Origin of the sequence: Pseudomonas sp. BN415, from assembly GCF_029871195.1 — a bacterium.
GTDB lineage: Bacteria > Pseudomonadota > Gammaproteobacteria > Pseudomonadales > Pseudomonadaceae > Metapseudomonas > Metapseudomonas resinovorans.
Window position 1 is genome coordinate 162,157 of sequence record NZ_SSOK01000059.1, and the last position, 20,071, is coordinate 182,227.

General features: G+C 63.7%; 24 protein-coding genes. 16 read left to right on the forward strand and 8 right to left on the reverse strand.

The genetic code is table 11. The features are described from left to right. Window positions 1–8: 8 nt before the first annotated feature. From hslU to E8F20_RS18215, 6 genes are all read left to right on the forward strand, one after another. The gene (gene hslU / locus E8F20_RS18190) at window positions 9–1,346 is read left to right on the forward strand and encodes an HslU--HslV peptidase ATPase subunit (RefSeq protein WP_280284977.1); all 1,338 of its coding nucleotides are present in this window, start codon (window positions 9–11) and stop codon (window positions 1,344–1,346) included. A 58-nt stretch (window positions 1,347–1,404) separates the two neighbouring features. After that, a complete protein-coding gene (locus E8F20_RS18195; RefSeq protein ID WP_280284978.1) occupies window positions 1,405–1,779 on the forward strand; it encodes a DUF971 domain-containing protein in 375 nt (124 codons plus the stop codon). 276 nt (window positions 1,780–2,055) lie between these two features. Beyond that, window positions 2,056–3,735, forward strand: a complete 1,680-nt coding sequence (phaC, locus tag E8F20_RS18200; protein WP_280284979.1) for a class II poly(R)-hydroxyalkanoic acid synthase — start codon at window positions 2,056–2,058, stop codon at window positions 3,733–3,735. 153 nt (window positions 3,736–3,888) lie between these two features. Next, a complete protein-coding gene (phaZ, locus tag E8F20_RS18205; RefSeq protein ID WP_280284980.1) occupies window positions 3,889–4,746 on the forward strand; it encodes a poly(3-hydroxyalkanoate) depolymerase in 858 nt (285 codons plus the stop codon). A 172-nt stretch (window positions 4,747–4,918) separates the two neighbouring features. Continuing rightward, on the forward strand, window positions 4,919–6,601 hold the full coding sequence (gene phaC, locus E8F20_RS18210; protein WP_280284981.1) for a class II poly(R)-hydroxyalkanoic acid synthase: 1,683 nt from the start codon (window positions 4,919–4,921) through the stop codon (window positions 6,599–6,601). A 75-nt stretch (window positions 6,602–6,676) separates the two neighbouring features. Then, window positions 6,677–7,291 (forward strand): TetR/AcrR family transcriptional regulator, encoded by a 615-nt coding sequence (locus tag E8F20_RS18215; RefSeq protein ID WP_280284982.1) that lies wholly within the window; start codon window positions 6,677–6,679, stop codon window positions 7,289–7,291. A gap of 48 nt (window positions 7,292–7,339) precedes the next feature. Here the strand turns inward: E8F20_RS18215 and E8F20_RS18220 are convergent, their stop codons facing one another. The 3 genes from E8F20_RS18220 to E8F20_RS18230 form a co-directional block, all read right to left on the reverse strand. After that, on the reverse strand, window positions 7,340–8,245 hold the full coding sequence (locus tag E8F20_RS18220) for a phasin family protein (RefSeq protein WP_280284984.1): 906 nt from the start codon (window positions 8,243–8,245) through the stop codon (window positions 7,340–7,342). Window positions 8,246–8,255: 10 nt separating this feature from the next. After that, window positions 8,256–8,687, reverse strand: a complete 432-nt coding sequence (locus E8F20_RS18225) for a phasin family protein (RefSeq protein WP_028629813.1) — start codon at window positions 8,685–8,687, stop codon at window positions 8,256–8,258. A gap of 176 nt (window positions 8,688–8,863) precedes the next feature. Further along, window positions 8,864–9,139 carry a polyhydroxyalkanoic acid system family protein gene (locus E8F20_RS18230; RefSeq protein WP_028629814.1) on the reverse strand — a complete coding sequence of 92 codons (276 nt, stop codon included), beginning with the start codon at window positions 9,137–9,139 and terminating at the stop codon, window positions 8,864–8,866. A gap of 130 nt (window positions 9,140–9,269) precedes the next feature. Here E8F20_RS18230 and ubiE point away from each other — a divergent pair, with 130 nt between their 5' ends. From ubiE to E8F20_RS18280, 10 genes are all read left to right on the forward strand, one after another. Further along, window positions 9,270–10,040 carry a bifunctional demethylmenaquinone methyltransferase/2-methoxy-6-polyprenyl-1,4-benzoquinol methylase UbiE gene (ubiE, locus tag E8F20_RS18235; protein WP_280284985.1) on the forward strand — a complete coding sequence of 257 codons (771 nt, stop codon included), beginning with the start codon at window positions 9,270–9,272 and terminating at the stop codon, window positions 10,038–10,040. Next, a complete protein-coding gene (locus tag E8F20_RS18240) occupies window positions 10,040–10,657 on the forward strand; it encodes an SCP2 sterol-binding domain-containing protein (RefSeq protein WP_028629816.1) in 618 nt (205 codons plus the stop codon). Before ubiE ends, E8F20_RS18240 begins: the two co-directional genes overlap by 1 nt. Beyond that, window positions 10,654–12,246, forward strand: a complete 1,593-nt coding sequence (gene ubiB / locus E8F20_RS18245; RefSeq protein WP_280284986.1) for a ubiquinone biosynthesis regulatory protein kinase UbiB — start codon at window positions 10,654–10,656, stop codon at window positions 12,244–12,246. The genes E8F20_RS18240 and ubiB overlap by 4 nt, the downstream gene beginning before the upstream one ends. Window positions 12,247–12,324: 78 nt before the next feature. Next, window positions 12,325–12,726 carry a phosphoribosyl-AMP cyclohydrolase gene (hisI, locus tag E8F20_RS18250; protein WP_280284987.1) on the forward strand — a complete coding sequence of 134 codons (402 nt, stop codon included), beginning with the start codon at window positions 12,325–12,327 and terminating at the stop codon, window positions 12,724–12,726. Continuing rightward, a complete protein-coding gene (locus E8F20_RS18255) occupies window positions 12,719–13,054 on the forward strand; it encodes a phosphoribosyl-ATP diphosphatase (protein ID WP_028629819.1) in 336 nt (111 codons plus the stop codon). The genes hisI and E8F20_RS18255 overlap by 8 nt, the downstream gene beginning before the upstream one ends. Before the next feature lie 25 nt (window positions 13,055–13,079). Next, window positions 13,080–13,337 (forward strand): twin-arginine translocase TatA/TatE family subunit, encoded by a 258-nt coding sequence (locus E8F20_RS18260; RefSeq protein ID WP_028629820.1) that lies wholly within the window; start codon window positions 13,080–13,082, stop codon window positions 13,335–13,337. Window positions 13,338–13,343: 6 nt separating this feature from the next. Beyond that, complete coding sequence (gene tatB / locus E8F20_RS18265; protein WP_280284988.1) at window positions 13,344–13,847, forward strand: Sec-independent protein translocase protein TatB; 504 nt, start codon at window positions 13,344–13,346, stop codon at window positions 13,845–13,847. Next, complete coding sequence (gene tatC / locus E8F20_RS18270) at window positions 13,844–14,644, forward strand: twin-arginine translocase subunit TatC (protein ID WP_280284989.1); 801 nt, start codon at window positions 13,844–13,846, stop codon at window positions 14,642–14,644. Before tatB ends, tatC begins: the two co-directional genes overlap by 4 nt. Further along, window positions 14,641–15,348, forward strand: a complete 708-nt coding sequence (locus E8F20_RS18275; RefSeq protein ID WP_280284990.1) for a 16S rRNA (uracil(1498)-N(3))-methyltransferase — start codon at window positions 14,641–14,643, stop codon at window positions 15,346–15,348. The genes tatC and E8F20_RS18275 overlap by 4 nt, the downstream gene beginning before the upstream one ends. A gap of 39 nt (window positions 15,349–15,387) precedes the next feature. Continuing rightward, entirely contained in the window at window positions 15,388–15,810 is a 423-nt protein-coding gene (locus tag E8F20_RS18280; protein WP_280284991.1) for a UPF0158 family protein, read from the forward strand. Window positions 15,811–15,954: 144 nt separating this feature from the next. Here the strand turns inward: E8F20_RS18280 and E8F20_RS18285 are convergent, their stop codons facing one another. From E8F20_RS18285 to pip, 5 genes are all read right to left on the reverse strand, one after another. Further along, the gene (locus tag E8F20_RS18285) at window positions 15,955–16,689 is read right to left on the reverse strand and encodes an amino acid ABC transporter ATP-binding protein (protein ID WP_280284992.1); all 735 of its coding nucleotides are present in this window, start codon (window positions 16,687–16,689) and stop codon (window positions 15,955–15,957) included. Next, window positions 16,682–17,644, reverse strand: coding sequence for an amino acid ABC transporter permease (locus E8F20_RS18290; protein ID WP_280284993.1), 963 nt, complete (start codon window positions 17,642–17,644; stop codon window positions 16,682–16,684). Before E8F20_RS18290 ends, E8F20_RS18285 begins: the two co-directional genes overlap by 8 nt. Window positions 17,645–17,724: 80 nt before the next feature. Further along, a complete protein-coding gene (locus E8F20_RS18295) occupies window positions 17,725–18,516 on the reverse strand; it encodes a transporter substrate-binding domain-containing protein (protein WP_280284994.1) in 792 nt (263 codons plus the stop codon). Window positions 18,517–18,636: 120 nt separating this feature from the next. Beyond that, window positions 18,637–19,074, reverse strand: a complete 438-nt coding sequence (gene dtd / locus E8F20_RS18300; RefSeq protein ID WP_280284995.1) for a D-aminoacyl-tRNA deacylase — start codon at window positions 19,072–19,074, stop codon at window positions 18,637–18,639. After that, the gene (pip, locus tag E8F20_RS18305; RefSeq protein WP_280284996.1) at window positions 19,074–20,048 is read right to left on the reverse strand and encodes a prolyl aminopeptidase; all 975 of its coding nucleotides are present in this window, start codon (window positions 20,046–20,048) and stop codon (window positions 19,074–19,076) included. The genes dtd and pip overlap by 1 nt, the downstream gene beginning before the upstream one ends. Window positions 20,049–20,071 lie beyond the last annotated feature (23 nt).

The following is a 20,071-nucleotide window of genomic DNA, read 5'->3' on the forward strand; positions in this document are numbered from 1 at the left end:
CAATTTTCATGTCCATGACGCCCCGCGAAATCGTCCACGAACTCAACCGCCACATCGTTGGCCAGGACGACGCCAAGCGCGCCGTCGCCATCGCCCTGCGCAACCGCTGGCGCCGCATGCAACTGCCGGCCGAACTGCGCGCCGAGGTGACACCGAAGAACATCCTGATGATCGGCCCGACCGGTGTCGGCAAGACCGAAATCGCCCGTCGCCTGGCCAAGCTGGCCAATGCGCCGTTCATCAAGGTCGAAGCCACCAAGTTCACCGAGGTCGGTTATGTCGGCCGTGACGTCGAGTCGATCATCCGCGACCTGGCCGATGCCGCCGTGAAGATGATGCGCGAGCAGGAAATGCACCGAGTGCGCTACCGCGCAGAAGACGCCGCCGAAGACCGCATCCTCGACGCCCTGCTGCCCCCGGCCCGCACCGGCTTTGGCGACGAGCAGCCACGCGAGGACTCCAACACCCGCCAGCTGTTCCGCAAGCGCCTGCGCGAAGGCCAGCTGGATGACAAGGAAATCGACATCGAAGTGGCCGAGTCCCCCGCGGGCGTGGAAATTATGGCCCCGCCCGGCATGGAGGAAATGACCAACCAGTTGCAGAACCTCTTCTCCAACCTGGGCAAAGGCAAGCGCAAGACCCGCAAGCTGAAGGTCAAGGAAGCCATGAAGCTGGTGCGCGACGAAGAAGCTGCACGCCTGGTCAACGAGGAAGAGCTGAAAGCCACCGCCCTGGAAGCGGTTGAGCAGAACGGCATCGTCTTCATCGACGAGATCGACAAGGTAGCCAAGCGCGGTAACGTTGGCGGCGCCGATGTATCCCGTGAAGGCGTGCAGCGCGACCTGCTGCCGCTGATCGAAGGCTGCACCGTGAACACCAAACTGGGTATGGTGAAGACCGACCACATCCTGTTCATCGCCTCCGGCGCCTTCCACCTGTCCAAGCCCAGCGACCTGGTGCCGGAACTGCAGGGCCGCCTGCCGATCCGCGTCGAGCTGAAGGCACTCTCCCCGGAAGACTTCGAGCGCATCCTCACCGAGCCCCACGCCTCGTTGACCGAGCAGTACAGCGCGCTGCTGAAGACTGAAGGCCTGAACATCGAGTTCGCTCCGGACGGCATCAAGCGCCTGGCGGAGATTGCCTGGCAGGTCAACGAGAAGACCGAGAACATCGGTGCTCGACGCCTGCACACCCTCCTCGAACGCCTGCTGGAAGAGGTGTCTTTCAGCGCTGGCGACCTCGCCGCGCAGCATGACGAGACGCCGATCCTCATCGACGCCGCCTACGTCAACGGCCATCTCGGCGAGCTTGCACAGGACGAGGACCTTTCGCGCTACATTCTCTGATAGGCGCGTATCACGGACAGCCGGCACTCGCCGGCTTTCTGTTTTTGGAGACTTCGAAATGCGAATCCCCAGCGGTATCGAACTGCACAAGACCTCCAGGACCCTGACCCTGAAGTACGGCCCAGAGGAAAGCTACACCCTGAGCGCCGAGTTCCTGCGCGTGCACTCTCCCTCGGCAGAGGTCCAGGGTCACGGCAAGCCCATCCTCCAGTATGGCAAGCTGAACGTCGGCCTGAGCAAGCTGGAACCGGCCGGCAACTATGCCCTGAAATTGACCTTCGACGACGGCCACGACAGCGGCCTCTTCACCTGGGACTACCTCTATCAGCTCGCCACCCGTCAGGACGCGCTGTGGAACGACTATCTGCAGGAGCTCGCAGCCGCGGGCCGTTCGCGCGACCCCGACGAGTCGGTGGTCAAACTCATGCTCTGAAGCGGTGCAGGCCGCGCCCCATTCCGGCCCTTGCCGCCCAAGGTTAGGGCGCATTTTCTAAACGCTCGCGACATACTCCCGCTGCAGCGAACTCTCTGCGGTCCGCTTGCGCAAACTGACAAACTCGGGTAACCAAGTTCTGGCAGGTTCCATGCATTTGGCATCGCCAGATACAGAGAAATACGCGAAGTTCGCTTCGCCTTCCCGGTAACCCGAGCGTGTCAGCGCGCTATTCCGCCAGGGCGCTGTTCGACTCAGGACAATGGAGCGTCGTAGATGAGCAACAAGAACAATGAAGACCTGCAGCGCCAGGCCTCGGACAACACCCTGAACCTCAATCCGGTGATAGGTATCCGCGGCAAGGACCTGCTGTCTTCAGCGCGGATGGTGCTGTTGCAAGCCATCAAGCAACCTTTCCACAGTGCAAAACACGTCGCCCATTTCGGCCTGGAATTGAAAAACGTGTTGCTTGGCCAGTCCGGCCTGCAACCGGAAGCCGATGACCGTCGCTTCAATGATCCGGCCTGGAGCCAGAACCCGCTGTACAAGCGCTATCTGCAGACCTACCTCGCCTGGCGCAAGGAGCTGCATAGCTGGATCGAGCAAAGCGAACTCTCTGAACAGGACACCAGTCGTGGCCACTTCGTCATCAACCTGATGACCGAGGCGATGGCGCCCACCAACAGCATGGCCAACCCGGCGGCAGTCAAACGGTTCTTCGAGACCGGCGGCAAGAGCCTGCTGGATGGCCTCTCCCACCTGGCCAAGGACATGGTGAACAACGGCGGCATGCCGAGCCAGGTCAACATGGATGCCTTCGAGGTCGGCCAGAACCTCGCCACGACCGAAGGTGCGGTGGTCTTCCGCAATGATGTGCTGGAACTGATCCAGTACAAGCCCATCACCGAGAGCGTGTACGAACGCCCGCTGCTCGTGGTGCCGCCGCAGATCAACAAGTTCTACGTCTTCGACCTGTCGCCGGAGAAGAGCCTGGCGCGCTTCTGCCTGCGCAGCAACCTGCAGACGTTCATCGTCAGCTGGCGCAACCCGACCAAGGCGCAGCGCGAGTGGGGGCTATCCACGTACATCGAGGCCCTCAAGGAGGCCATCGACGTCATCCTGAAGATCACCGGCGCCAAGGACCTCAACATCCTCGGCGCGTGTTCCGGCGGCATCACCACGGTTGCCCTGCTCGGCCACTACCAGGCCATTGGTGAGAACAAGGTCAATGCCTTTACCCAGATGGTCAGCGTGCTCGACTTCAACCTCGATACCCAGGTTGCGCTGTTCGCCGATGAGCAGACCCTCGAAGCCGCCAAGCGCCGCTCGTACCAGGCCGGCGTACTGGAAGGCAAAGACATGGCCAAGGTCTTCGCCTGGATGCGCCCCAACGACCTGATCTGGAACTACTGGGTCAACAACTACCTGCTGGGCAACGAACCACCGGCCTTCGACATCCTCTATTGGAACAACGACACCACGCGCCTGCCTGCAGCGTTCCATGGCGAACTGGTGGAAATGTTCAAGACCAATGCCCTGACCCGCCCGAATGCCCTGGAGGTCTGCGGCACGCCCATCGACCTGAAGCAGGTCACCAGCGACTTCTTCTGCCTTGCCGGCACCACCGACCACATTACCCCCTGGGAAGCCTGCTACCGCTCGGCGCTGCTGCTGGGCGGCAAATGCGAGTTCGTGCTGTCCAACAGCGGCCACATCCAGAGCATTCTCAACCCACCAGGCAACCCCAAGGCACGCTTCTCCACCGGCAGCGAGATGCCGAAGGATCCGAAGGTCTGGCTGGAGAATGCGACCAAGCACGCCGACTCCTGGTGGCTGCATTGGCAGCAGTGGATCGGCGAACGCTCCGGCAAGACCAAGAAAGCCAGCTTCACCCTGGGCAACAAGGCCTTCCCGGCCGGTGAAGCCTCGCCCGGCACCTATGTGCACGAGCGATGAGAGATTGCGCCCTGCGCACCACTGCCCATGGCACCAGGATGTGCCTTGCGCGCCGCTGGCAGCTGCCAGTGGCGCTGGTCAGGCACAGCCTGGCGGATTCGGGAGGAGCCACGGTTGGTTCCTCCCGACTTTCTAATCAATAGGGCTCCGCGCATGCCGCTACCTTTCGTTTTCCGAACCATCGAGCTGGACGGCCAGACCATCCGCACTGCTGTCCGCCCGGGTCAGTCGCACATGACGCCGCTGCTGATCTTCAACGGCATCGGCGCCAACCTCGAATTGGTGTTCCCCTTCGTCCAGGCACTCGACCCGGACCTGGAGGTGATCGCCTTCGACGTGCCCGGTGTCGGCGGATCGTCCACCCCGAGTAGGCCCTACCGCTTCTCCAGTCTGGCCAAGCTCGCCGCGCGCATGCTGGATTACCTGGACTACGGCCAGGTCAGCGCCATTGGGGTGTCCTGGGGCGGCGCCCTGGCCCAGCAGTTCGCCCACGATTATCCGGAGCGCTGCAAGAAGCTGATCCTCGCGGCCACCTCGGCCGGTGCCGTGATGGTGCCGGGCAAGCCCAAGGTGCTCTGGCGCATGGCCAGTCCGCGACGCTACATCCAGCCGTCCTACGGCGTGCATATCGCCCCGGACATCTACGGCGGCGCCTTCCGCCGTGATCCCGGCCTGGCCATGGCCCACGCCAGCAAAGTGCGCTCATCCGGCAAGATGGGCTATTACTGGCAGCTGTTCGCCGGGCTCGGCTGGACCAGCATCCACTGGCTGCACCGTATCCGCCAACCAACCCTGGTGCTGGCCGGCGACGACGACCCGATCATCCCGCTGGTGAACATGCGTTTGCTGGCTTGGCGCATCCCCAATGCGGAACTCCACGTGATCGACGACGGCCACCTGTTCCTGGTGACACGCGCTGAAACGGTGGCACCAATCATCATGAAGTTCCTCGCCGAGGAACGTCAGCGGGCGGTGATCCACCCCCAGGCTGTGCCGCTACGGAGCGGTTAACACCGCAACCGCTCCCTTGTGGGGCGGTGCATTGACGCCCGAACCAGAGCGGTGCGCATTGTCATCAACTTGAATTCTGCCCGCGATAGTCTGGAATGCACTTCGGGCTGCTGATGGTACAACCCTTGCTGTAGACCTCCAGAACCACGGACCGAATACGGAGCGTTGCCCCATGCGAGAAAAACAAATCCCGGGCACCTTGCCGGTACCTGCCGCTTTCATGAATGCACAGAACGCGATTGTCGGCTTGCGCGGCAAGGATCTGTTTTCCACCGTACGCAACCTGGCACTGCAAGGACTGCGGCATCCGGTGCACAGCGCACGGCATGTGCTCGCCTTTGGCGGCCAGGTCGGTCGCGTGCTGCTTGGCGATACCCTGCACCAGCCAAATCCGCAGGACAGCCGCTTCGTCGACCCCTCCTGGCAGCACAACCCCTTCTACCGCCGCGGCCTGCAGGTCTACCTGGCCTGGCAGAAACAGCTCAGCGCCTGGATTGACGAGAGCGACCTCAGCGACGACGACCGCACCCGCGCCCGTTTCGTCCTCGCCCAGTTGAGCGACGCCCTCTCGCCCACCAACAGCCTGCTCAACCCGCTGGCCGTGAAGGAGCTCTTCAACACCGGTGGTTTCAGCCTGATCAAGGGGCTCAGCCACCTGGTCGACGACCTACTGCACAACGACGGAATGCCCAGTCAGGTCAGCAAGCACGCCTTCGAGGTTGGCCGTAACCTCGCCACGACCTCCGGCGCGGTGGTCTTCCGCAACGAGCTGCTGGAATTGATCCAGTACAAGCCGATGAGCGAAAAGCAGTACCTGCGCCCGTTGCTGGTGGTGCCGCCCCAGATCAACAAGTACTACATCTTCGACCTCGCCCCGGACAAGAGCTTCGTCCAGTACGCCCTGAAGAACGGTCTGCAGGTGTTCATGGTGAGCTGGCGCAACCCCGATGCACGCCATCGCGAATGGGGCCTGTCCACCTACGTGCAGGCGCTGGAGGAAGCCTTCGAAGCCTGCCGCGCGATCACCGGCAGCAAGGAAGTCAACCTGATAGGCGCCTGCGCTGGCGGCCTGACCATCGCAGCACTTCAGGGCCACCTGCAAGCCCGCCGGCAGTTGCGCAAAGTCACCAGTGCCACCTACCTGGTCAGCCTGCTGGACAGTCAAGTGGACAGCCCCGCCGCGCTCTTCGCCGACGAGCAGACCCTGGAAGCGGCCAAGCGACGCTCCTACCAGGCAGGCGTGCTGGACGGCAAGGACATGGCCAAGGTCTTCGCCTGGATGCGTCCCAACGACCTGGTGTGGAATTACTTCGTCAACAACTACCTGCTGGGTCGCGAACCCCCAGCCTTCGACATCCTCTACTGGAACAACGACAACACCCGCCTGCCCGCGGCGCTGCACGGCGACATGCTGGACTTCTTCAAGCACAACCCGTTGGCCCGAAGCGGCGGCCTGGAAATCTGCGGCACCCCGATCGATCTGCAGAAAGTCACGGTGGACAGTTTCAGCGTCGCTGGCATCAACGACCACATCACGCCCTGGGACGCGGTCTACCGCTCGACCCTGCTGCTGGGCGGCGACAGCCGCTTCGTACTGTCCAACAGCGGCCACATCCAGAGCATCCTCAACCCGCCGGGTAACCCCAAGGCCAACTTCTACGAGAATGGCAAGCTGACCTCCGACCCACGCGCCTGGTACTACGACGCCAAACACGTGCAAGGCAGTTGGTGGCAGCAGTGGCTGGGCTGGATCCAGGAGCGCTCCGGCGAGCAGCGGGAAACCATCATGGCCCTGGGCAACCAGGACTACCCGCCCATGGAAGCCGCGCCCGGAACCTATGTACACGTGCGCTGACACCCTTGGAGGCCGGCCGGGCAATGCACCGGCCGCCCCTTCCCCCTTCTACGGAACGTTTGGCAAGAACCCTGGATGAAAACCCGCGACCGCATCCTCGAATGCGCCCTCGACCTGTTCAACCGCAACGGCGAACCCAACGTCACCACCCTGGAAATCGCCACCGAACTGGGCATCAGCCCTGGCAACCTCTACTACCACTTCCATGGCAAGGAACCACTGGTGATGGAGTTGTTCGCGCGATTCCAGGACGAACTCGCGCCGTTGCTCGACCCACCCGCCGACGCACAACTCGACGCCGAGGACTACTGGCTGTTCCTGCACCTGATTGTCGAGCGCCTGTCCCAGTACCGTTTCTTGTTCCAGGACCTGTCCAACCTGGCAGGACGCCTGCCGAAGCTGGCCCGCGGCATGCGCAATTGGCTGAACGCCCTCAAGCGGACCCTGGCCTCGCTTCTGGCCCGGCTCAAAGCGGAGCATCAGCTGACCAGTGATACCGAGTCCCTTGGCCAACTGGTGGAGCAGATCACCCTCACACTGTTGTTCTCCCTGGACTACCAGCGAGTGCTGGGCAGTGGCGGCGAAATTCGTCTGGTGGTCTATCAGGTGATGATGCTCGTCGCCCCGCATCTGCGGCCCGGCGCGCGACGCGCCGCAGAGAGCCTGGCGAGGCGCTATCTGGAAGGCTGAAACGCAAACGCCCGGACAAGCCGGGCGTTTGCGTCATACCGATAAAGCTCAGGACTGGCTGGTCGGCGGTGTTGCCGATGCTGCCGGAGCCGGTGCCGCCGGTGCCACGCTGGGAGCCGGAGCAACTGCGGCGACCGGAGCAGACGGCGCCGGGCTCGCGGCAGGTGCAGCAGGCTTGGCAGCCTTTGGCGCAGCGGGCTTCTTCACTGCCGGTTTCTTCGCGGCGGCAGGCTTGGCAACCGCCGGCTTGGCAGCGGGTTTCGCTGCGGCCGGTTTGGCAGCGGCAACTGGCTTCGCGGCGGCTGGTTTAGCAGCTGGTTTGGCAGCGGCTTTTACTGCCGGTTTGGCCGCAGCGGCCGGCTTGGTAGCCGGTTTCGCCGCGGCTTTGGCAGCAGGCTTCGCAGCAGCGGGTTTGGCGGCCGCGGCCTTGGCTGCAGGTTTCGCAGCGGCGACCTTGGCAGCCGGTTTGGCAGCGGGTTTAGCCGCAGGTTTGGCAGCAGCCTTGACTGCAGGCTTGACCGATTTGGCCGACACGCCCGTGAGTTTCTCGAGCTGCTTGGTCAGGGCATCCACCTTGCCTTGCAGATCCTTCACTTCAGTGCGGCTGGGCACGCCAAGACGGGAAATGGCACTGTTCAGACGCTTGTCGAAAGCTTCTTCCAGCTCGCCCCATTTGCCGATCGCCTTGCCCTTGACCTCTTCGACCTTGGACTTGGCCGTACCCACGCGGGAGCCGACCTTCGACTTGACCGCGTCTACTTGCTTGTCCACCTCGGTCTTGGCCTGCTTTTCAGCCTTCTCACCGTCCTTGACCAGCGTGTCGAACAGCTTGTTGCCGTCGTTGCTGATCTTCGAGTAGGCCCCCAAGCCAGCCAGCCAGATCTGGCGCGAGTATTTCTCGATCTCGCCGATCCAGGAGTTGGTGTCTTTATCGGTTTTCTTTTTGCCAGCCATCCTGCTCTCCTTATTTGGTTCGCGCGACGTGCTCGAGCAACGCGCTCAGCTCATCAAGCTTAGCAGAGAGTGCCTCAACGTCCTGCCGGGAGGGAATACCAATGCGGTTGAGGGCACTGGCCACTCGGTTGTCGAAAGCCTTCTCGATCTTGTCGAGTTGAACCTCGACCTTTTCCTTCACACCGGTGACGCTGCTCTTGACGCTGTCGAACTGAGTGTTGGCGGCTTCGACCTGCTCGTCCACCAGCTTCTTGCCCTGCTTCTCGACGCCTTCGCCGGCCTTCACCAGCTCCTTGAAGTAGTCGACACCCTCGGCGCCAGCCTTGGCGTAGGCACCCAGGCCAGCCAGCCAGATCTTGCGGGCATAGAGCTTCACGTCGGCAACGACGGTGGACTTGCTTTCGGCTTTCTCGACTTTCTTCTTGACGGCTACTTTGGCCATGGTGCACCTCACGCGGAATGGTAGATGACTCGCCCTTTTTCAGGACTTGAGCGCAAGGTAGCGAGGAAAATTAGAAACCGCATACTAGCCGCGAGATGGGGCATTCCGGGCGAGGCGCGGGCGGGAACGAATCCATTGACGAAGGGCCACGAAGCGGCCCCGGAAGAGGTCCTGGTTCAGACCAGATACTCATCCAGCGCCTTCTCGATTTCCCGCTTGATGCTCCCGCTCATGGCCGACAGCAGCAGGCCCAGCTTGACCTCCACACGGACCTTGGCATCACTCACCTCGATCGCCCCTTCGGCGCCACTGCGCTTGAACTCCAAGGTGTCGCCGCGCCACTGGTAACGCACGTCGTACTCGCGCGCCAGGCGCTCAGCCAGTTTTTCGGCTTTCTCCCGGACGGCCTCGTGGCCTAGGGCATGGGAACGTTCGACGTGGATGCGGGACATTGGCAACTCCTGACTGCGGCTTTCGGTCGCGCGACTATAGCGCGCCCACCCTGGCCGCCGCACGCCGTTGCCAAGACAAAGCCGGACGCGGGCATTAGAATGGCCGCCATTCAATTCCGGTGGCAGCGACATGAACGATCCTCGCAAAGGCAAAGACGCCGAACCCACGACCCACTTCGGCTATCAACAGGTCCCCGAGAGCCAGAAGGCCGACAAGGTCGCCGAGGTGTTCCACTCGGTGGCAGCCAAGTACGACCTGATGAACGACCTGATGTCCGGCGGCGTCCACCGCCTGTGGAAGCGTTTCACCATCGAGCTGTCCGGCGTCCGCCCGGGCAACCGCGTGCTGGACATCGCCGGCGGCACCGGCGACCTCACCCGCCAGTTCTCGCGCCTGGTGGGCGTGACCGGTGAAGTGGTGCTGGCCGACATCAACGCCTCCATGCTCAAGGTGGGTCGCGACAAGCTGCTGGACAGCGGCGTCGCCGGCAACGTCAGCTTCGTCCAGGCCGATGCCGAGAAGCTGCCCTTCCCCAACAACCACTTCGACGTGGTCACCATTGCCTTCGGCTTGCGCAACGTCACCCACAAGGACGAAGCCATTCGCTCCATGCTGCGCGTGCTCAAACCGGGCGGCCGCCTGCTGGTCCTGGAGTTCTCCAAACCCACCAGCGGTCTGCTGTCCAAGGCCTATGACGCCTACTCCTTCAGCCTCCTGCCGCTGATGGGCAAGCTGATCACCAACGACGCCGAAAGCTACCGCTACCTGGCCGAGTCGATCCGCATGCACCCGGACCAGGAAACCCTGAAAGCGATGATGGTCGAGGCCGGCTTCGAGCGCGTCACCTACCACAACATGACCGGCGGCATCGTCGCCCTGCACCGCGGCATCAAACCCTGATGCTGACCCAGGCGCTGCTGGCCGGTATCGAGCTCGGCCTCAACCGGGTGCTGACCCTGGACAGCACCGCGTTGCCGCGCATGGCCGCGCTGGAAGGCAGCGTCATCGAAGTCGACTGCCAAAACCCCGCGTTGACCTTGTTCCTGCTCCCCGGAGGCGATGGCCTGAAGCTTTCCGCCCACTGGTCCGCTCCCGCCGATTGCCGCCTGCGCGCACCGGCCAGCAGCCTGTTGAAGCTGGCTACCACGCGGGAGAAGACCGCCGTCCTGCACAGCCCGGAAGTCACCCTGGAAGGCGACAGCGCTGCGCTGCTGGAACTGGCCGCCATCCTCCAGGACCTGGAACTGGACTGGGAGTATGAACTGTCGCGCTGGCTCGGCCCGGTCGGCACCCAACTGCTCGCTGGCCACTTGCGCAGCCGGGCCAACTGGGCCGGACAGGGCCTGGACAGCCTGCGGCAGAACCTCGCCGACTACCTGGCCGAGGAGTCACGTACCCTGGTGGGCCGCCGTGAAGCCGACGCGCGCTTCGCAGAACTGGATCGCCTCAAGCTCGCCCTCGACCGCCTCGACGCCCGCGTCGAGCGTCTGAACCAGAGACTCAAGCCCAACGCATGAAGCTGCTCGCCGCCCGCCGCCTGTTGCGCATCCAGCAGGTCGTCATCCGCTACCGCCTCGATGACCTGCTGCTCGAACTGCCGCTGCCCTGGTGGCTGCGCACGCTGAGCTACGCCCTGCCCTGGCGCTGGCTACCGCGCAAGGAACTGACCCTTTCCCGTGGCGAGCGCCTGCGCCTGGCCCTGGAAGACCTCGGCCCGATATTCATCAAATTCGGCCAGTTGCTCTCCACCCGTCGCGACCTGATGCCGCCGGATATGGCCGATGAACTGGCGCGCCTGCAGGACCAGGTACCGCCCTTCGCACCGGCGAAGGCCGTCGCGCGCATCGAGGAACAACTCGGCGCCAAAGTCAGCGAAGTGTTCGCCCGCTTCGACGTCGAGCCGCTGGCCTCGGCTTCGGTGGCCCAGGTCCACGCCGCCCAGCTCAAGAGCGGCGAGGAAGTGGTCGTCAAGGTGATCCGCCCCAACCTGCGGCCGATCATCCGTCAGGACCTCGCCTGGTTGTTCACCCTCGCCGGCCTGGCCGAGCGCGTGTCCGCCGATGCCCGCCGCCTACGCCCGGTGGAAGTGGTGAGCGACTACGAGAAGACCATCTACGACGAGCTCGACCTGCTCCGCGAAGCGGCCAACGCCAGCCAGCTGCGGCGCAACTTCGACGGCTCGCCGCTGCTCTACGTCCCGCAGGTCTACTGGGACTGGTGCCGCCCCAAGGTGCTGGTGATGGAACGCATCTACGGCATCCCGGTGACTGATCTGGCCACCCTCGCCGACCAGCGCACCGACATGAAACTGCTGGCCGAGCGCGGCGTGGAGATCTTCTTCACCCAGGTGTTCCGCGACAGCTTCTTCCACGCCGACATGCACCCCGGCAACATCTTCGTTGCCACCCGCCAGCCTTGGAACCCGCAGTACATCGCCATTGACTGCGGCATCATCGGCAGCCTCACCCCCGAGGACCAGGACTACCTCGCGCGCAACCTGATCGCCTTCTTCAAGCGCGACTACCGGCGCGTGGCGCAGTTGCACATCGACTCCGGCTGGGTGCCGCCGGAAACCAAGGTCAATGACTTCGAGGCGGCCATCCGCACCGTCTGCGAACCGATCTTCGAAAAGCCGCTCAAGGACATCTCCTTCGGTCAGCTGCTGCTACGCCTGTTCCAGACCGCGCGCCGCTTCAACATGGAAGTCCAGCCGCAACTGGTGCTGCTGCAGAAAACCCTGTTGAACATTGAAGGCCTGGGCCGCCAGCTCTATCCCGACCTGGACCTGTGGAGTACTGCGCAGCCGTTCCTCGAGCGCTGGATGCGCGAACGGGTCAGCCCTTTGCACCTGCTGCGCAACCTGCAGCAACAGGCCGAGCAGGTGCCGCACCTGTCGCAGATCGCTCGCGACACCCTGGAGCGCCTGGCCCAGCCCGCAAGCACCCCGCAGAAGGTGGAACAACCGATTGGCGCCCAGTGGCCGGCACGCCTGCTCGGCGCCCTGCTGATCGCCGGTGCAGCCACGCAAGGCCTGGCCCCCACGGCCGAAACCTGGCCCAGCTGGCTGATGCTGGCCGGCGGTCTATATCTGGTGCTGCGCCGATAGCCAGCCCCGAGTGGCACTGGCACACTATTTCGATCCGAGTGCCGGCCCCGTGAGGCCGGCCCAGTTGTGGAAGACACGATGAAAGACTGGCTGGAAGAGATTCACTGGACTACCGAAGGCCTGGTCCCGGCGATTGCCCAGGACCACAAAACGGGCCGCGTGCTGATGATGGCCTGGATGAACCGCGAAGCCCTCGCCCTCACCGTTGCCGAGAATCGCGCCATCTACTGGTCACGCTCCCGTGGCAAGCTGTGGCGCAAGGGCGAGGAGTCCGGCCATGTGCAGCGCCTCCACGAGCTGCGCCTGGACTGCGACGCCGACGTCGTCATCCTACTGGTCGAGCAACTGGGCGGCATCGCCTGCCATACTGGACGCGAAAGCTGCTTCTACCGTGTCTTCGAGGACGGCGGCTGGAAGACCGTCGACCCCGTGCTCAAGGACCCGCATGCCATCTACGCCGCAGGACACAGCCATGAGTGATACCCTCGCCCGCCTGGCCGAGGTGCTGGAAGAGCGCAAGAATGCCGCGCCTGACAGCTCCTATGTCGCCAGCCTGTACCACAAGGGCCTGAACAAGATCCTGGAAAAGGTCGGCGAAGAAGCGGTGGAAACCATCCTCGCCGCCAAGGACGCCGCCGTCAGCGGCGACCACAGCGACCTGATCTACGAAACCGCCGACCTCTGGTTCCACAGCTTGGTCATGCTCGCCGCCCTCGGCCAGCACCCCCAGGCAGTGCTCGATGAACTGGACCGTCGCTTTGGCCTGTCCGGGCACGCCGAAAAGGCTGCCCGCGAGCCTTCCGCCTGACAAAGACAATCAAGAGGAAAACTCCATGGGTATTTTCGACTGGAAACACTGGCTGGTCATTCTCATCGTCGTCGTCCTGGTATTCGGCACCAAGCGCCTGAAGACCCTTGGCTCCGACGTCGGCGACGCCATCAAGGGCTTCCGCAAGGCGATGAACACCGAAGAAGAAGGTGCCAAGCCCGAGCAACCCGCCGCACAGCAATCCAACACCCCGCTGAACCAGCCGCACACCATCGACGGCCAGGCTCAGAAGGTGCAGGACCCGGTGACCCGCAAGGACTGATGCCCCATGTTCGGTATCAGCTTTGGTGAACTGCTGCTGATTGGCCTGATCGCCCTTCTGGTGCTCGGGCCTGAACGGCTGCCCGGCGCGGCGCGCACTGCCGGCCTGTGGATCGGACGCCTGAAACGCAGCTTCAATGCGATCAAGACCGAGGTCGAACGCGAAATCGGCGCTGACGAGATCCGTCGCCAGCTGCATAACGAACACATCATGGCGCTGGAGAAGCAGATCAAGGAGAGCATTGTGCCTCCGACCGCCGAATCCCTGCTTTCCGAAGCCGAGCCTGAAAGCGACGCTGCGAACCCCGCACCCGCAGCGCCGGCAGCACAAGCAGCACCGGCAACAGCGGCGCCAGCTCCAGCTGCGGCGACGACTGCAACTGCGGCAGCGCCGGCTCCGGTTGCGCCGAACCAGCCCGGCCCGAGTACGCCCGCCCAGGCGCCCAACGCCACGTCGGCTCCCCAGCCACAGGCCCCCATCGAACCGCAGCAGCCGTCCCGCATCCCATGAGCGACCAGAAGCCGGAACAAGACCAGGAAATGCCCTTGGTCTCGCACCTCACCGAACTGCGTACGCGCCTTTTGCGCTGCGTGGTGGCGATCTTCCTGATCTTCGCCGGCCTGTTCTACTTCGCCCAGAAGATCTACACCCTGGTATCCGCGCCCCTGCGCCAGTACCTGCCGGAAGGCGCGACCATGATCGCCACCGACGTGGCTTCGCCCTTCCTCACGCCATTCAAACTGACCATGATGGTGGCGCTTTTCCTCGCCATGCCGGTCATCCTGCACCAGGTCTGGGGCTTCATCGCACCCGGTCTGTACAAGCACGAGAAGCGCATTGCACTACCGCTGCTGGTGTCGAGCATCGTCCTCTTCTACGCCGGCATGGCTTTCGCCTACTTCCTGGTGTTCCCGCTGATTTTCCACTTCTTCGCCAGCGTGACCCCGGAAGGCGTGTCGATGATGACCGACATCAGCAGCTACCTCGACTTCGTGATGACGCTGTTCTTCGCCTTTGGCGTGGCCTTCGAGATTCCCGTGGCGGTAATCCTGCTGATCTGGGTCGGCATCGTCGACGTTGCCTACCTCAAGCGCATCCGCCCCTACGTGATCATTGGCTGCTTCGTCGTGGGCATGATCCTGACCCCGCCGGACATCTTCTCGCAGACCCTGCTGGCCGTGCCCATGTGGCTGTTGTTCGAAGTCGGCGTGTTCTTCGGCGGCATGATCCGCAAGCGCGGCGACCATCCGGATGACGGCGCCGAAGAACCCGAAGACGGCGACCAACCGCCTGCTACCCACCCGTGAATCTGCTTCTACTCGAAGACGCCGACTTCATTGCGGCGGACCGTGCGCACCTGGAAGGCCGGCGCCTGAAGCACCTTCATGAGGTGCACCGCGCCGAGACCGGCGACAGCCTGCGAGTTGGCCGCCTTGGAGGGCAAATGGGCCAGGGCCACCTGCTGCGCCTGGAAGCCGACTGTGCGGAGTTGGAAGTCAGCTTCGACCAGCCGCCTCCTGCGAAGCTGTCCATCACCCTGCTGCTGGCGCTGCCACGGCCAAAGATGCTCCGCCGCGTGTTCCAGACCGTCGCCGCCATGGGCGTTCCGCGCCTGGTGCTACTGAACAGCTACCGCGTGGAGAAGAGTTTCTGGCAAACCCCCTTCCTCGAACCGGCTGCCATCCGTGAGCAGTTGATCCTGGGGTTGGAACAGGCGCGGGATACCGTCCTGCCCGAGGTAATCATCGAGAAGCGCTTCAAACCCTTCGTCGAGGACCGCCTGCCGCAACTCGCCGCCAACACCCTGGGTCTTGTAGGCCATCCTGGCGACTACCCGCCCTGCCCGCGCGCGGTTAGCCAGCCCATCACCCTGGCCATTGGCCCGGAAGGCGGCTGGATTCCCTATGAAGTGGAGAAACTGCGCGAGGCCGGCCTACAGCCGGTGCAACTCGGCGAGCGCATCCTGCGCGTCGAGACAGCGGTTACCGCATTGCTCGCCCGGCTTTTCTGAGGCAGGCTGACGGCATCCTTTCGACATCGAGATTGAGCCATGCGCCCGCTGACCATCGACCTCGACCAACTCGCCTTCGCCCTCAACACCGCCGGCCTCGACCATTACCTGGACCTGCTAAGCGGCAAGGTCCTGCTGATTCCCGAAGAAGACGCCGACCCCGAACTCGACGCCCTGCTGCGCGACGAGCCGGAGCGCTTCCTGCTGGTGGAGCCGCTCGGCCAGGGCGATGAGCTGGCCTTGATGCAGGAATTCCTCAGCGAAGTGGTCCATCCCCACGCCTTCGCCGCCCTGCAACAGGCCCTCGCGGGCCGCAAGCCCGTACGCACCTTCCGCCACGTGTTGATGGAATACCCGGTACTGCTGGAAGCCTGGCACCAGTTCGAAGCCGCCCGCCTGCGCGAGCTGGCCCAGGACTGGCTGGAAGAGAACGAGCTGCAACCGGCGATGCCGCTGCACTGAAGCCACTCACTCCTGCGGACTCGCAAGAGGGCCTCGTCTGTGGGGGCGATTTCAATCGCTTAGCAGACCGAAGGTCTGCCCTTCGAGCCTGTAGGGGGGCAGCGTTGCTGCCCTTAGCGAATGAATTCGCCCCCACAGGATCGATCAGAGCACCTGCCGCAGGAAGCTCTGCGCGCGCGGGTCCTGGGGCTTCTCGAAGAACTGCGCGGGGGGCGCATCTTCCAGGAGCTTGCCGTGATCGAAGAACAGCACCCGATCGGCAACCTCGCGGGCGAAACCCATCTCGTGGGTCACGCAGACCATGGTCATGCCTTCCTGGGCGAGCTGCTTCATCACGTCCAGCACTTCGCCGACCATTTCCGGGTCCAGTGCCGAAGTGGGCTCGTCGAACAGCATCACCTTGGGCTCCATGCACAGGGCACGGGCAATGGCGACGCGCTGCTGTTGGCCGCCGGACAGGCGCGACGGGTACTCGTTGGCCTTCTGCGCAATGCCGACCTTGGCCAGCAGCGCCTGGGCCTTGGCCTCGCGCTCGGCCTTGCCGCGCTTGCGCACAACCTTTTGGGCCAGGCAGAGGTTCTCCAGCACGGTCATGTGCGGGAACAGGTTGAAGTGCTGGAACACCATGCCCACCTCGCGGCGGTAGGCGTTCACGTCGGTTTTCGGGTTGGCGAGGTCGACGCCGTCGATGCTCACCGAACCGGAATCCAGCTCCTCCAGGCCGTTCAGGCAGCGCAGGAAGGTGGATTTACCCGAGCCCGAGGGGCCGATCACCACCACGACCTCACCACGCTTCACCTGCGTGGTGACGTTATCCACAGCCCGCACTTCATGGCCGCGGGCATCGAAGACTTTCACCAGATTACGGACTTCAATCACTTTTCCCGAGCCTCCGCTCCAGACGGCTGGCGATTTGCGACAGCGGCAGGTTGATCACGAGGTAGAGGGCTGCGACACAGAACCAGATCTCGAAGGTGGAGAAGGACGTGGTGATCGCTTCGCGGCCACTCTTGGTCAGTTCGGTGATGGCGATCACCGACACCAGCGAGGTGTCCTTCACCAGGCTGATGAACTGCCCGGCCAGCGGCGGCAGCACGCGCTTGAAGGCCTGCGGGAGGATCACATGGCGCATGGACTGGCCTGCGGTCAGGCCCAGAGAGCGCGCCGCCTCGTTCTGGCCACGAGCGATGGACTGCACGCCAGCGCGGACGATCTCGCCCACATAGGCGCCGGTGAACAGCGCCAGCGCCGCCACCCCGGCGAACTCGCGGGAGAGGTTTAGCACAGTGCCGATGAAGAAGTAGAAGATGAATATCTGCACCAGCAGCGGCGTACCGCGCACCAGCTCGACGTATACGGTGGAAAGGTCGCGCAGGGTGGGGTTGCTGGACAGACGGCAAAGGCCGGTCACCAGGCCGATCAGCAAGCCAAAGACGCCGGACGCCACGGAAATCCACAGGGTGGTCCAGAGCCCCCAGAGCAACGGTCCGGCAGCCCAGTGGCGTGTCACACCGATCAGGTCGCCTTCGGAAACATCGTCGCCCTGACTCACCTGCAGGCTGTCGCGGGCCACTTCCAGCACCTGTTCCTCCCCCCCCTCGGCAGTCAGGGTCACACGGGCGTTGTCTCCGGCATCGGCAATGGCGCTGACGGTGCCGTAGTCGGCTGCGCGCTGACCTTCCTCTGCCTGGTAGGCGAAGTACTGGGGCACGCGATTCCAGCGCCATTCGTAGGAAATCAGTGAAGTGGAGTACCAGAGGCCCCAGCCCGTCACGACCAGGATCAGACCGGTCAGGACGTGCCAGGGCCAGGTGCGGCGATGTTTGCTAGTCACGGGAAATCTCGCTCATGGCGGGGTACAAAAGGCAGGCCCGGCCTTGTGGGCCGGGCCTGTCAAAGCCAGCGTCAGCTGGCTTATTCCATCTCTTTCAGCCAGTCGGTCTTCTTGAACCACTTGGCATGGATGCGATCGTAGGTGCCGTCATGGCGGATCTGGTGCATCCAGTTGTTGATCCAGTTGATGCTGTCGTAGTCACCCTTCTTCAGGCCGAAGGCCAGGGGCTCGAAGGTGAAGGGCTCTTCCAGGAACACCAGCTTGCCGGCGCCGGCCTTGTTCACCGCCACCACGTTGTACGGGGCGTCGTAGATGAAGGCATCCGCCTTGCCGTTGACCACGTCCATCACCGCTTCCTGCTCGTTGTCGAAGCCGTGGTACTGGGCCTTGGCGATCAGCTTCTTGGCGACCATTTCGCCGGTGGTGCCGATCTTGGACGTGATGCGGTACTTGGCATCGTTCAGGTCCTTGTAGGACTTGATGTCACCTTGCAGCTCCTTGCGGATCAGCAGGGTCTGGCCGACCACGATGAAGGGCTCGGAGAAGTTGATGCGCAGGTTGCGCTCCTGGGTCAGGGTCATGCCGGAACCGATCATGTCGAACTTATCGGTCAGCAGGGCCGGGATGATGCCGTCGTAGCTGGTGGATACCAGCTCCAGCTTGACGCCCATGGCCTTGGACATGGCTTTGAGCAGGTCGACTTCGAAGCCGATGATCTCACCACGCTTGTTGGTCATTTCGAATGGCATGTAGGTCGGGTCCATGCCGACGCGCAGAGTGCCGCGCTTGACTGCATCATCGACCATGCCAGCGTGGGCCAGGCCGGTCAGGGTGCTGGCGGCGAACAGCAGTGACGCGAGAAACTTTTTCATTCTTTCTCCTAATGGAGCAGCTCGTTGTTGTTGTGCAGCCCACGAACGACGGGGCATGGCGCGCATGCTAAACCGCATCTACGTGGATGGCGAGTCGCGGGAAGCAGATATCGGACCAGCTCAGCTTTCGAGCAGGAAAGTCACCGGCCCGTCGTTGACCAGGTGCACCTGCATGTTGGCCCCGAAGCAGCCGGTCGCCACCTGCGGATGCTTGAGCCGCGCCTGCTGCACCAGGTAGTCGAACAGCTCCTCGCCGCGTGCCGGTGCGGCAGCGCTGGAGAAACTCGGGCGCAGCCCGCTCCTGGTATCGGCGGCCAGGGTGAACTGGGAAACCAGCAGCAGGCCGCCGCCAACCGCACCGAGAGACAGATTCATCTTGCCCTCGGCATCGGCAAACACGCGGTAGTTGACCAGCTTGTGCAGCAGCTTGTCGGCGCTGGCTTCGGTGTCCTGGGGCTCGACGCCCACCAGCACCAGCAGCCCCTGGTCGATGGCGCCGACCACGTCCCCTTCCACCTCTACACGGGCGGCACTGACCCGTTGCAGCAGCGCCTTCATCAGGCGTCTTCGTCTTGCGGCATGTTTAGCAGGCGGCGAGCCATCTGGTTCGACGCACGGACCAGGGCGTCGGTGATGCCGGCCTCGGACGCGGCATGACCTGCGTCGCGGACAATCTGCAATTCGCTGTTGGGCCAGGCTTTGTGCAGCGCCCAGGCATTGTCCAGCGGACAGATGGCGTCATAGCGGCCATGCACGATCACGCCCGGCAGATGGGCGATGCGCGGCATGTCGCGGAGCAGCTGGTTGGGCTCGAGGAAGGCGTTGTTGACGAAGTAATGGCACTCGATGCGGGCGATGGACAGGGCGCGCATCGGCTCGCTGAAGCGTTCCACCACCGGCGCACTGGGGCGCAGGGTGGCGGTGCGGCCTTCCCAGGTGGACCAGGCCTTGGCGGCGTGCATCTGGGCGATCTGGTCCGGTCCGGTCAGGCGCTTGTGGAAGGCCTGCATCAGGTTGCCGTGCTCCTCGGCCGGAATCGGCGCCAGGTAGTCCTCCCAGTAGTCCGGGAACAGGCGGCTGCAGCCTTCCTGGTAGAACCAGTGGAAGTCCTCCGGGCGGCACAGGAAGATGCCCCGCAGGATCAAGCCGAGCACGCGCTCCGGGTGCGCCTGGGCGTAGGCCAGGGACAGGGTGGATCCCCAGGAGCCACCGAACAGTACCCACTTGTCGATGCCCAGATGCTGGCGGATGCGTTCGAGGTCGGCCACCAGGTCCCAGGTGGTGTTCTTTTCCAGGCTCGCGTGGGGCGTGGAGCGGCCACAGCCGCGCTGGTCGAAGGTGACGATGCGATACAGGTTCGGATCGAAGAAGCGCCGGCTCAGCGCATCGCAACCGGCCCCCGGCCCACCGTGGATGAACACTACCGGCAAGCCTTCCGGCGTGCCGCTCTCGTCCACATAGAGCACGTGTGGCGCATCCACCGCCAGCTCGTGCCGGGCGTAGGGTTTTATCTCCGGATACAAAGTCTGCATGCTGGGCTCCCGAAACTGTGCGT